13 protein-coding genes are annotated in these 11,956 nt (G+C 69.7%); 4 read left to right on the top strand and 9 right to left on the bottom strand.

Annotation, left to right across the window (positions count from 1 at the left end; all coding sequences use genetic code 11):
- Nucleotides 1–2 precede the first annotated feature (2 nt).
- Both IM25_RS13645 and IM25_RS13640 read left to right on the top strand, forming a co-directional pair.
- On the top strand, nucleotides 3–653 hold the full coding sequence (locus tag IM25_RS13645; RefSeq protein WP_033097999.1) for a Type 1 glutamine amidotransferase-like domain-containing protein: 651 nt from the start codon (nucleotides 3–5) through the stop codon (nucleotides 651–653).
- Entirely contained in the window at nucleotides 650–940 is a 291-nt protein-coding gene (locus tag IM25_RS13640) for a GNAT family N-acetyltransferase (RefSeq protein WP_006552909.1), read from the top strand. Before IM25_RS13645 ends, IM25_RS13640 begins: the two co-directional genes overlap by 4 nt.
- A gap of 4 nt (nucleotides 941–944) precedes the next feature.
- Here the strand turns inward: IM25_RS13640 and IM25_RS13635 are convergent, their stop codons facing one another.
- From IM25_RS13635 to IM25_RS13615, 5 genes are all read right to left on the bottom strand, one after another.
- On the bottom strand, nucleotides 945–2,597 hold the full coding sequence (locus IM25_RS13635) for an ABC transporter permease (protein ID WP_065996117.1): 1,653 nt from the start codon (nucleotides 2,595–2,597) through the stop codon (nucleotides 945–947).
- The gene (locus IM25_RS13630; RefSeq protein ID WP_033098001.1) at nucleotides 2,594–3,538 is read right to left on the bottom strand and encodes an ABC transporter ATP-binding protein; all 945 of its coding nucleotides are present in this window, start codon (nucleotides 3,536–3,538) and stop codon (nucleotides 2,594–2,596) included. The genes IM25_RS13635 and IM25_RS13630 overlap by 4 nt, the downstream gene beginning before the upstream one ends.
- A gap of 10 nt (nucleotides 3,539–3,548) precedes the next feature.
- A complete protein-coding gene (locus IM25_RS13625) occupies nucleotides 3,549–4,205 on the bottom strand; it encodes a TetR/AcrR family transcriptional regulator (protein ID WP_006552906.1) in 657 nt (218 codons plus the stop codon).
- Nucleotides 4,206–4,307: 102 nt separating this feature from the next.
- Nucleotides 4,308–5,846: a carboxylesterase/lipase family protein gene (locus tag IM25_RS13620; protein ID WP_033098002.1), complete on the bottom strand. Its 1,539-nt coding sequence runs from the start codon at nucleotides 5,844–5,846 to the stop codon at nucleotides 4,308–4,310.
- A 93-nt stretch (nucleotides 5,847–5,939) separates the two neighbouring features.
- The gene (locus IM25_RS13615) at nucleotides 5,940–6,254 is read right to left on the bottom strand and encodes a non-ribosomal peptide synthetase (RefSeq protein ID WP_228044996.1); all 315 of its coding nucleotides are present in this window, start codon (nucleotides 6,252–6,254) and stop codon (nucleotides 5,940–5,942) included.
- 341 nt (nucleotides 6,255–6,595) lie between these two features.
- On the opposite strand from IM25_RS13615, the gene IM25_RS13610 reads away from it, so the two are divergent.
- On the top strand, nucleotides 6,596–7,630 hold the full coding sequence (locus tag IM25_RS13610; protein WP_033098051.1) for an alpha/beta hydrolase: 1,035 nt from the start codon (nucleotides 6,596–6,598) through the stop codon (nucleotides 7,628–7,630).
- Nucleotides 7,631–7,655: 25 nt separating this feature from the next.
- Here IM25_RS13610 and IM25_RS13605 read toward each other — a convergent pair whose 3' ends face one another.
- From IM25_RS13605 to IM25_RS13595, 3 genes are read right to left on the bottom strand one after another with little or no spacing between them, the layout of a single operon-like run.
- Entirely contained in the window at nucleotides 7,656–7,994 is a 339-nt protein-coding gene (locus IM25_RS13605; protein ID WP_006552903.1) for a 4Fe-4S dicluster domain-containing protein, read from the bottom strand.
- Nucleotides 7,991–9,565, bottom strand: coding sequence for an FAD-dependent oxidoreductase (locus IM25_RS13600; RefSeq protein WP_033098004.1), 1,575 nt, complete (start codon nucleotides 9,563–9,565; stop codon nucleotides 7,991–7,993). Before IM25_RS13600 ends, IM25_RS13605 begins: the two co-directional genes overlap by 4 nt.
- Complete coding sequence (locus tag IM25_RS13595) at nucleotides 9,562–9,720, bottom strand: hypothetical protein (RefSeq protein WP_019288929.1); 159 nt, start codon at nucleotides 9,718–9,720, stop codon at nucleotides 9,562–9,564. Before IM25_RS13595 ends, IM25_RS13600 begins: the two co-directional genes overlap by 4 nt.
- A 231-nt stretch (nucleotides 9,721–9,951) precedes the next feature.
- Between IM25_RS13595 and IM25_RS13590 the strand changes: the two genes are divergently transcribed.
- Nucleotides 9,952–11,385 (top strand): T3SS (YopN, CesT) and YbjN peptide-binding chaperone 1, encoded by a 1,434-nt coding sequence (locus IM25_RS13590; protein ID WP_006552899.1) that lies wholly within the window; start codon nucleotides 9,952–9,954, stop codon nucleotides 11,383–11,385.
- On the opposite strand, the gene IM25_RS13585 is transcribed toward IM25_RS13590, so the two are convergent.
- On the bottom strand, nucleotides 11,376–11,906 hold the full coding sequence (locus IM25_RS13585; protein WP_033098005.1) for an O-acetyl-ADP-ribose deacetylase: 531 nt from the start codon (nucleotides 11,904–11,906) through the stop codon (nucleotides 11,376–11,378). The two genes, IM25_RS13590 and IM25_RS13585, sit on opposite strands and share 10 nt — an antisense overlap.
- Between the last annotated feature and the right edge of the window lie 50 nt (nucleotides 11,907–11,956).

Genomic DNA, 11,956 nt, shown 5'->3' with positions numbered 1-11,956 from the left:
TCGTGCGGCTGTTCCTGTCCTCCTACCGGTTCGGCACCGATCCGGACGCCTTCGTCCGGTTGACGACGCCGGGCCGGATCGCGGTGATCGCGAACGCCGCCGACGCGTGGCCCGCCTCGGCCCGCACGGCGGCGGTCACGAGCGAGATGGGCCCGCTGCGGTCGCTCGGCTTCGAACCGGAGGAGGTGGATCTACGTGATCACCTCGACGATCCCGACTCGCTCCGGCGGCGCCTGTCGGACTTCACGTCCGTGTGGGTGCGCGGCGGCAACACTTTCGTCCTGCGAGCGCAATTGGCCCGCAGCGGAGGCGATACCGTGCTCACGGATCTGGTGAGCGACAACCGTCTCGTGTACGGGGGCTACAGCGCCGGGGCCTGTGTCGCCACACCGTCGCTGCGCGGCATCGAGTTCTCCGACGACCCCGACGAGGTCGCCGCGACCTGCGGTGTCCCGGTGGTGTGGGACGGACTCGGCTGGGTCGAACACGCGATCGTGCCGCACGCCGGTGACTCGCTGCTGGCCGACGACGGGATACGGCAGACCCTGCGCTACCTGCGCGAGCACGACGTCGAACACGTGGCGTTGACCGACGACGACGCGATCGTCGTCGACACTCCTCCAGAGCACGCCCCGAGTACGGTGACATCATGACGCAGAACATCGACGGCACCGAACCCCGGATCGAGCACGACGCCGACAAGGCCCGCTTCGCGCTCTATCTCGGCGACGACCTCGCGGCCTACGCCGACTACACGCAGCACGGCGACCTGCGGGACTTCGACCACACCGTCACCGACCCGCAGTTCCGCGGTAAGGGTCTCGCCGGGATCGTGGTGAAGCACGCCCTCGACGAGACCAAGAAGCAGGGACTGAAGATCGGTACGTCCTGCTCGTACGTCGAGAAGTTCGTCTCCGAACATCCCGAATACCGCAACTGATCCGTCACACCTGCACGTCGCGGCGGCGGAAACCCACGATCGCCGCTGCGACGAGCAGCACCGCCGCAACCGCCTGGATGATCAGCGGCATCACCGTCACCCCCTCTGCGGGCACCAGCGGGATGTGCGAGAACGGCGACAGTGCGACGAGTTCGTCGGGGAGGTTCAGCATCTCGCCGAGCCACGCGACGAACACCATCCACACCACGAGCACCCACACGAGCCCGGTGGCACGCGGCACGCAGCCCAGCAGCGCGAACGCCACGGCGACCACGAGGATCGCAGCCGGCGCGTAGGCCAGGGACGCCGCGATCATCCGCGGCATCCACCCCCAGTCGCCCACCGCGAGCGCGACCCCCAGTCCGGTCGCAGCACCGGAGACGAGCAGCGCCACGACCAACTGGACGACGATCACGCCGAGTGCCGCGAACAGCCATGCGCTGCGCGCCGTTCCGGTGACGATCACGAGACCGGAACGTCCACCGTCCTCCTCGCTGCGCATCCGCATCACGCCGGACACACCGAAGGCGGTGGCGCCGAGAGCGAGGAACATCAGCATCATCCCGGAGAATGAGGCGGTGAGGGCGTCGGGGTCCACGCCGACCATGTCCAGCACCTGCGGCATCTCGTCGATGAGGTCCTCGACGGAGCTGGCGAGAGCGCCCATCGCGACGCCGAACAGGACCAGTCCCGTCAGCCAGCCCACGAAGGCTCCGCGCAGCAGGCGGCGGATCAGACCGACCGGACCGAGCAACGCGGAATTTGCCTCGGCGGGGCCGGGGTTCGGTGCCCGCAGTCCGGCTCCGAGGTCGCGGCGCCGCGACAGTGCGACGGCGACGGTGAGCAGCACGACCGTCGTGGCGACGGACAACAACAGCGGCCACCACCGCTCGTCGACGTAGAGCCGGGTCTGCTGGGCCCAGGCGATCGGCGAGAGCCACGACAGCCACGAGCCGGTCGACTCGATGATGTCGCCGGCGCCGCGGACGAAGAAGGCCGCAGCGAGCACTGCGAGCGCGGTACCCGTGGCCGAGCGGGAGTGTTCGCCGAACTGGGCGGTCACTGCCGCGACCGCACCGAAGAGCACCCCGGTGACGGCGGAGGCCACACCGAAGGCGACCGAGCCGACGACATCGAGCCCGCCTGCGATGAGCGCGACGGTGATACCGGTGCCCACGATGAGGTTCGCGACCGAGACCAGCATCAGGGCGGCCGCCGGCGGAGCATAGGCCCCGACGGGCAGCGCCCGCAGAAGTTCGAGCCGGCCGGATTCCTCCTGCGCCCGGGTGTGCCGCACGACGAGCAGGATGCTCATGATCGCGGTCGCGACGAAGACGGTCAGGCTCAGTTCGTTCGCGGTCATCGCCCCGAGCGTGTAGTTGTCGATCCCGTAGGCCGGGCCCGTCATGAGTACGGCAGCCGGATTCTCCAGCAGGGCAGCACGGGCCTGACGGGAGGCCTCGTCGGGATAGACCGCGGCCAGGCTGAGGACGGTCGACCACACCGTGAAGGCGAGCGCGAGGGTCCAGACGGTGATGCGCACGCGGTCCAGCCGCAGGTAGAGCCGCAGCAGGGTGCCGAGCCCGGTGAACGGTGCCGCGGACGTCGCGGAGGTACCGCTCGGGGTCGGTACAGCTGTCGGTGTCGTCGTGGTCATCGTGAGGACACCTCCTCCACCGCACCGGCGCCGTTCCCGTCACCGGTGTCGAAGGTGTCGCCGTAGTGCCGCATGAACAGCTCTTCGAGCGACGGGGGCGTGATGGTGAGGTTCTCGACGCCGAGTCCGGCGAGTTCCTGCAGGACCGGGGCGAGGGCGGTGTTGTCGACGTCGAACGCGAGCCGGCCGTCGTCGGCGTAGAGGTCGTGGACCCCGGAGAGCCCGGCCAGTCGCTCGGCAGGGGCACTCGTGGTGGCCCGCACGGACGAGCGCGTCAGGTGCCGCAACTGCGCGAGGGTGCCGGTCTCGACGTCGCGCCCGGCCCGGATGATCGTCACCGTGTCGCAGAGCTTCTCGACCTCGGCGAGGATGTGGCTGGACAACAGGACGGTCGCGCCGCGGTCGCGGAGCCTTCGCACCTCGTCGGTGAACACCGCCTCCATGAGCGGGTCGAGACCCGAGGTGGGTTCGTCGAGCAGGTAGAGCTCGGCGTCCGATGCGAGTGCGGCGACGAGTGCGACCTTCTGCCGGTTGCCCTTCGAGTAGGTGCGGGCCTTCTTCGTCGGATCGAGTTCGAACCGCTCGAGGAGTTCGGCGCGACGACGCGTGCGGACCTCGCCCCCGCGGATGCGGGTGAGGACGTCGATGATCTCGCCACCGGTGAGGGTGGGCCACAGGTTCGTGTCGCCGGGCACGTACGCGAGCCGGCGGTGGATCGCGACGGCGTCGGTCCACGGGTCGAGTCCGAGGACGCGGACGGTGCCGGAATCGGCACGCAGCATTCCGAGCAGCACGCGGATCGCCGTGGACTTGCCGGCGCCGTTCGGTCCGAGGAATCCCGCGACGGTGCCGCGTTCGACGGTCATCGAGAACCCGTCGAGAGCTCTGGTGGTTCCGAATGTCTTGACGATGTCGCGGATTTCGATAAGAGGGGTGTCCATCTTTCCTCCGTCAGGAGTCGGGGGGTGCCTCACGCGCTGCCAGACAGGCGTCGAGAAGGGTCGAGTCCGTCAGCAACGGCTCGGTGTAGAGCTCGAGCATCGGCAGCGCGAGGCGTTCGGTGTAGGCGCGCAGCCTGGCAGGAAAGGTTTCGAGGTCGAGGTATTCGTCGGGACCGGGAAGGTCCATGAGCACGGCGCCGACGCTGAACGAGATGAGGGCACGTGCTCGTTCGGAGGGGAACCGGCTGGGGCGCACGGTTCCGGCGGCCACAGCCTCCTCGAGATAAGCCTCGGTGTCGGCGACGAGCCGGTCGAGGAAGTCGGCGGCGGGGGCGCCGCCGGTCCGGAGGGTGCGGAAGAGGTAGGCGACCGTGGTCGCGTAGTTCTCGATGTGTTCCATCTGGTCGTTCAGCGCGGCCGGTCCGACCTTCGGGTCGAGGACGGCACTCTTCGCCTGCCGGATCCCGTCGAGCACGTACCGGTCGCAGTGTTCCTTCAATCCGGCGCGGGATCCGAAATGGTGCACGATCAGCGAGGCGCTGACGCCGCACTCGGCGGCGATGGTCCGCAGCGGCACGCCGACCCCGTACGCGGCGATGCACCGGATGGCAGCGTCGCGGATCCGTGCACGGGTGGTGAGGTCGTCACCGGCGGCGGTTGAATGCACGTTTCAAGGATTGCACACGTGTTCAACCCGGTCAACGCACCGTATGTGTCATCTCACGGCATGTGCCATCGGAGCACGTGCCGCACCGGTGCGCGGGCGCGCTCAGGTGAAGGCCATGACCTCGGTACCCCAGACCCGGCGCATCTCGCCGTCCGGATCCGACTCGACCCTGTCCGTGGAGTCGATGAGCAGGGTCGAGCGTTCCTCCGCCTCGTACTGCGGCCAGTGCTTCGAACCGTCCAGTGCCGCCGGCACACCGTGGTGCGCGAACGCGAACCAGCGCCGCTGCACACGACCGGAGACCTCACCGGCGGCCTTGCGGCCGCCGAGCCAGAAGGACGGATCCCGGCCGAGAGTGCCGAAATTTCCGAAGACATATGGCAATTCGGTCGCGTGCCCGGCTCCGATCCGGGCGGCCTTGAGCATCGGGGTGGCGTGGTCGAAGCGGTACACCCAGGTCGGCGAATGCGCGCTGTGCGCTTCGGCGACCCACAGCACCGGCATGCGGAAACCGGCGTCGCGCGAGAGCGCCATCGCCCCGATGGGTTTGGGCAGGTCGGGATACGCCGCGACGATCTCGGCGAGTCGCTCGGCAGGCAGATCCGTCCGGTCGTCGGCCAACGCCGCCAACATGGCCTGCACCGCCGTGTCGTCGACGGGCATCAGCGGGGACTTCATGAAGCGGAAGATGGACGGCTCGTCCTTGTTCGAGCCGATGATCAGCGGGATCCGGTGCGACAGCCCCTTCTGGAAGGCCGCGACCGGATATTTCGGCACCAGGCCGCGGTCGACGACCGGTGTCATGGCGAGCGTCCCCGGCACCTTCGTCGGAGTCTCGGCGACGAGCACCTCCGACGCCTCGACCAGCGTGTCGGTCGACATCGTGAGTAGTTCGGCGGCCCGGGACGGCGACAGGTCGAGGATCTCGAGGAAGCGCTGTGCAACGGTCGCGGCACGGTCGCTGCCGTACACCGAGGTGGCGGGCGGCGACTGGGCGATCGCACGATGGAAGAGGCCCTTGGCCCTCGGGACCGTCATGAGCGTGGTGATCGACCCCGCACCCGACGATTCGCCGAAGAGCGTCACGCAGTCCGGATCGCCACCGAAGTCGGCGATGCAGTCGCGCACCCATTCGAGGGCGGCGATCTGGTCCCGGAGGCCGACGTTGGATTCGAAGGTGGTCCCGGGCGTGGAGAAGGACGACAGGTCGAGGAAGCCGAGCGCGCCGAGCCGGTAGTTGATCGTGACGATCACGACATCGCCGCTCTCGCACAGGTTTCGGCCGTCGTAGATCTTCTGACCGGAGTAACCGAGCACGTAGGCGCCACCGTGGATCCAGACCATGACGGGGCGTCGGCGTCCGTCGGGCGACGGCGCCCAGATGTTGAGCGAGAGACAGTCCTCGCTCAACGTCATCTCGGGGTCGATCCCGATCGGGCTCTGTCGGCTCTGCGGAGCTATCGGTCCGAACCGTGCGCCGTCGAGGACGCCGTCCCACGGTTCCGGCGGTAGCGGCGCTCGAAACCGCCGGGAACCGGTCGGGGCCGCGTACGGGATGCCCTTCCAGACGTAGACCTCGCCGTCGCGATACCCCCGGACCTCGCCGTACTTGCAGGCGACGGTGAGCGTGTCGTCGTCCATGTGACCTCCCACCCGAACCGGTACCGCCGTGCAGCACCGATCACTTCGTTCGTCGACCTACCGATTCAATGATGGTGGATACCGGGCGGTTCGTCAGCCGGCCGCGGAAAGAGGCGCGGGGGCCACGCAGTCGACGAGGTCGATCACGAGTGCGTCGAGCACGTTGCGCAGGTCGCCGCGCGCCGAGTCGGCCAGCGCCGGGAAGACGGTGGCGAGCGCGATGGGCACGAGCGAGGCCTGTCCCAGCAGGATCCCCATGGCCGCATCGAGCTTGACGACCTCATCGTGCAAGCGGGCGTAGGTGGTGGTGTCCATGCCGTGCGCCACGGCGATCCGGTCGGGCTCGCATGCCGCGGCGTCCGCCACCATCCGGGGCAGGTCCGCCGCGGTGATCTCGTCGGCACTCATGCTTGCAACGTCGAATTTACGCAACATCTCGCCTTCGTTCGTCCCCCAGGAGCGACGCCGGGCCGCGCGCCGCAGTCGAAACATACAGTCAGTGTGGCCCGAAAAGTACGGGATGTGTAGAAGGTCCGGAAAACTTTTTGCACTGCCGGTACCTGACAGAAGGTACATCGCCGAGAACCCGCCTCCGCCCGGAATCGTCACTCTGAGACCAGGACCACAACGATTGCTCAGCAAACCCTCGCGACCTGGATGAACGGGCGTATCCTCGTAAATCCGAAGTTCGTGCAGCCACCCCGACCGGGTCCGACCACGACTCCGGGCAGACCGAGGAGGTGCCGGTCATGAGCGTCGCCCGCACCGAGTTGCTCCCTCTGCCCGCGCACCACGCGACCGCGCGCGAGTTCGCGGGGGTGAGCACTCGGTCCCGTGCCTTGTCCTTCTCGGTGCGCCGTACCGTGCGGCCGTTCATCGAGGCATGGTCGTACGCCCCGACCCTCCCCTGGCCGGCGTCGGCGATAGACCACCTCGCGTTCCCTCTCGTGCCCGTGCCCGGCACACACCGCCGGCGAGTCGACCTACCGATGTGCCCGGCGGAACTGCTCTGGGCGCAGGGTGCCGCACCCCCGGCCGCGCAGGTCGGTATGGACGGCACCGCCGTCGGGGGCGGTATGGACGGCACCGCCGTCCTGTACCTGCACGGCGGCGCGTTCCTGTGCTGCGGCCTCACCACGCACCGTCATCTGGTCTCCCGCATCTCCGCCACCACCGGCGCGCCGGTCCTGGCCGTCGGTTACCGCATGCTGCCCCGCCATCCGATCCGGCGCGCGGTCGAGGACGGCCTCGACGGACTGCGCTGGCTCGAGGCGCACGGCCACCCGGCCGAGCGTGTCGTGATCGCCGGGGATTCCGCCGGCGGCTTCCTCACCTTCGCCGTCGCCCACGAAGCCGTACGACTCGGCATCGGCCGCCCGGCCGGCACCGTCGCACTGTCGCCCCTCACCGATCTCGACCCGCGGGGCAAACTCGACCATCCCAACTCGCACCGGTGTGCCGTCTTCCCGCGACGCGCCGTCGCTGTGCTGTCCACCCTCGTCGAACGCGCCGAACGCCTCGGCGGCGAAGGCGCCGAACCGGTCCCCTCCCCCGTCGATCTCGATCTGTCGGAGATGCCTCCCGCACTCATCCAGACCGGATCCGAGGAGATGACCTACGTCGACGCCGAGCTGATGGCCCGGCGACTGCAACTCGCCGGGGTCTCCGCCGAACTCCAGGTGTGGGAGAAACAGGTGCACGCCTTCCAGGCCGCGGCGGGGGTCGTCCCGGAGAGCGGCCGCGCGATCGCCGAGATCGGCCGCTTCGTGCGTGAACTGCGGTGAACCCGCTCCCCGGGTGCCGCTGCCCTCAGGCCCGGCCCGTGAACAGGTCGTTGCGGTCCTCACGGGCACCGGCTCGTCGTCCCCGACCCCATCCGACGACGGCGCGGTAGCGCCCGAGCGCACCGGACTCCGTGAGCGCATCGACGTCCCGGTGTGGCGAATCCTCGCTCACCGCAGCCGAATAGGGTGCGACGTAGAGAGCGTCGGCGGGGCAGTTGACCTCGCACATGAAGCAGGTCTGGCAGTCCTCCTGGTGCGCGACAACGGGAAGCCCGTCGGGTGCACGCTCGAAGACGTCGGTCGGGCACACCGCGATGCAGATGTCGCACGAGATGCACCGCTCCGCGACGATCACCTCGATCATCGGTTCGCTCCTCGTCGCACGAGGTGTCCTTCAGCACGGACGTCCACGCGGTCCAGACCGCTCGTCACGAGGCGGTACTGCAGGTCGGGGTCGGTGTCCGGGTGGTCGGTGCGCACGTGCATGCCCCTCGTCTCCGTACGCGCGAGGGCGGTGCGGCTCACCCACCGGGCGACGGCGAGGAGCGCGGCACCGGACCGGGCTCGTACCAGCTCCCGCCCTCGTCCGCCGAGCACGACGGGCGCCGCGGTCCACGCGTCGTCGAGTGCGGCGATGCTGTCCTCGAGACTGCGGGCCGTCCGCCGGAAACTACGTCGGAGCGGGAGCGTGTGCTCCTGCACCAGGCCGATGATCGCGCGGGTCGCGGCGCGGTCCGGGTCACCCTCGAGGCCGACCCCGCCGATCGGTCTCGCCACGTCCGGGACACCGCGGTTCCGGGCGAACTCTGCGGCGGCCGCCCCGGACCACGAACCCGACGACATCGCCCAGGCCCCGTTGTGACTGCCTCCACCGCTGCGGCCCCCGGTGATCAGCTCGCGCGTGGCGACGTCGCCGGCGGCGAACAGACCAGGGACCGTCGTGCTGCAGTCCGTCCCGGTGATCCGTAGGCCACCGGTACCGCGCACCGTTCCCTCGAGGACCGCCCGCACCGGGTACATCTCGGTGAACGGGTCGACCCCGGCCTTGTCCAGAGGCAGGAAGTAGTTGGGCTGGGAACGACGCATCGCTTCGCGGTGGTCGGGATGTGCCCGGTCGAGACGGGCGTGGACGGGGATACCGTCGAGCAGGTACCGCATGGCGGTCGCGCGGTCGTCGCCGAGCCGCACACGGGCGTCGTCGTAGAACGTCGCGAACTGCATGAACAGTCCCTTCGTGTGCCCACTCCAGGAAGGCGCGAGCGCGTAGGCCGAGGAGAACTCCATCCCGGAGAACTCGGCACCGGCCTCGGCGGCCATGAGGTGACCGTCGCCGGTGTCGACGTCGGTACCGAAGCTGCCGGAGAGGAAGGCACAGCCTCCCGTGGCGAGGACGACCGCACCGGCACGCGCCGTCCACGGCTCGTACCCCTGCCGGCGGTGGACACCGGTCGCGCCGGCCACCGCACCGTCGGTGTCGACGAGCAGCTGCAGGGCGGGCGACTGATCCAGGATGCGCACGCCGGCGCGGTGGACGAGGCGGCGCATCCGCCGCATGTACTCGGGTCCCTGCACGCTGCTGCCCCGGCGACGTCCGGTCTCCGGGTCCACGCCGAAGGGATAACGGCCGTGGACGGCGAGGTCGTCGACGCGTCGATAGGTCTCGTCGAGCACCCGGTGCATCCAGGCGGGATCGGAGAGCAGTCCCCCTTCGATGTGGCGGCGGTCGACGGCCGCGGCGCGCTCGGGTCCGGGCGGCAGGTACCAGAGGTTGTTGCCGCCGGACGCGGTCGGGCCGCTCGTCCCGCAGTAGCCCTTGTCGGCGAGGACCACGCGACTCCCGGCCCGGGCGGCCGCTAGCGCCGCCCAGGTACCGGCCGGTCCCCCGCCGAGCACGAGGACGTCGGTGTCGATCTCCGTCCCGTCGCTGACGGTCATATCGACACGCGGATCGCGTAGTCCGCCACGGCATCTGCGGTGCATTCGGCCACCCCGGCCGATATGGCGACGATCTCCACGAACGGATCTGCCGACTGTACTGCGGGGATGCGGGCCGGCAGCGTCCGGACGAGACGGATGATGGCGTCGATCATGCGTCGATGGTCGACCATCTCCGGACGGATCGACACGGTTTCGCTCGCCGGGATCGGAACACTCCGGCGGGCCGTCGGCGGCCGAGAACCGTGCGCTCGCGCGGGCCGCCGGCGACCGCGCACCGTGCGCTCCGGCGAGCTGTCGCTCGTGCGACCGAGCGGAGGAAGGCCTGTCGGTACCGGCGACTAGTCTTTCTCTCGGCTCGACCGCACAGAGAAGGGGGTCCGATCATGGCCGACGCGCAGACCCGGTTCGACCAGGACGTCGATGCGGCCTGGCGCGAGTTCCGCACGCGCCTGGCCGACCATGTCGCGGCCATGAGCGATGGCGACGGCCTGGTCCTCGAACCCTTCACCGACGAGGCCGGCGGCCCGGCGGGGCCGTGCGTGCAGTTCTACGCGTGGGGAGACCGGCTCGTCCGCTGCGAGGTCCCGTCCAACGCCCACCTCGCCCCCGACCGGCACCTCACGCCGGTCGACGAGCAGATGCTCCTCGAACTCGGGCTGAAGGCGCCCTCCCGCGGACCGGACGATCCGGAGGACGACGGATCCCCGGCGTTCTGGATCGATCGTCCGGGCAGCTGGGCCGATCAGCTCGCCGTCATCGCCGTGCGTGCCCTGCGCTCGGTGTGGGGCGTTCCCCATCCCCTCTTCCTGCGGGCCGAGACATTCGGGACGGAGCGCTCGGTCGCCGAGCTCACCTCGTTCCTCGTGCCCGAGACGCCGCAGGCCGGTCGCACGCAGGCCCCGGAGGTGCCGCTCGCGGTCGTCCCCAGCGGCGACGACCACGTGCGCGAACTGATCGAATCCACCCTGCACGAGCGGATCGACGATCTGCCCGCCTGGGACGAGGACGGCGATCTCGTCCTGCGGATCGCCGGGGTCCTGGTGTTCGTCGGTGTCGGCCCCGGAGGCGGCACCGTCGACCTGTTCGCACCGATCGTCCATTCCATCACCGGACGCACGCGGGCCGCCGAGATCTGCGTCGACCTCAACCGCCGGTGGCCGCACCTGAAGTTCGTGCTGGTCGACGACCGCCTCGCGATCGTCGACCACGTTCCGGCCGCGCCGTTCGCTCCGGCGCACCTGCTCGGATCGCTCGAGACCATCACTCGGTTCCTCGACACCGTCGACAGTTCGTTCGCCACCCATATCGGTGGCTCGCTGCTGCGCGATCAGGGATTCGACGGGGCGACGGGTGGTGCGGCCGATCCGCCCTGGGGCGACGTCTCGCAGTTACCCGACGCCGAGGACGATCTGCCGGTGGCCCTGCTCGCGGTGCGCGACTTCCATCTCGACGGCGCGACCGATGTCGCCGCGAGCACCGTCGCGGCGATCGGCGATCGCAATCCCGAGCAGTTGCGGCGGTTCCTCACCATCAGCACCGAACTGCAGGTGTGGTGGGACGGCGAGTCGCAGACCCGCGAGGCGGCGCTCAACACCGACGGTGCTCGCGAGGCACGGGCGCGGGCACTCGAATGGGAGGCGACGAGCCGCTCGCTCGCGGAGGCCCTGCAGTTCCTCGAACAGGGCGAGGGCACCGATTCGGCCGGCTCACGCGCGTCGAAGCCGAGCGCCGGCCGTGAGTCGGCGCCCGAGCAGCCCGCACTGTTCGACAACCCCGACGAACCGACCCTCTTCGACGGCTTCGGCGATTACTCCTGAGCCGATCCCGCCCGGGACACGGCGCGACGGAGCGCGTCGACAGCGGCGTTGTCGAGGCCGACGAGTACGACGGTCTCCACGCCCGTCTGTGTCTCCCGGATGGTGGTGACGGCCTGCAGGGCGGCGTCGTCGAGCGGCCAGCCGTAGACGCCGGCCGAGACGAGCGGGAACGACACCGTACGGGCACCGAGATCGTGCGCGACGAGCAGACTGTTGTGGTACGCCGAACGCAGGATCCCGGATCGGTCCTCGTGCGCCGACCACACCGGGCCCACGGTGTGGATCACCCATCGCGCCGGGAGACGCCCAGCGGTTGTCGCCACTGCACGGCCCGGTTCGAGTCCGTCGGGTAGCGAGGTCGCGCGGAGTGCGCGGCAGGCCGCGAGGATCTCCGGGCCTCCGGCCCGGTGGATCGCACCGTCCACTCCCCCGCCACCGAGCAGGGAGGAGTTCGCGGCGTTGACGATCGCATCCACCGCGATGGTGGTGATGTCGCCGTGCGCGATGTCGAGAGCGGTCACCCTGTCGACCCTATGTTCCGCACGCTGCCCCCGAGTCGTTTTGCTGGCAT

Origin of the sequence: Rhodococcus sp. p52, from assembly GCF_000763325.2 — a bacterium.
GTDB lineage: Bacteria > Actinomycetota > Actinomycetes > Mycobacteriales > Mycobacteriaceae > Rhodococcus > Rhodococcus pyridinivorans.
The sequence above is the reverse complement of the archived record's forward strand: the minus strand, read 5'-3'. Positions and strand labels throughout refer to the sequence as shown.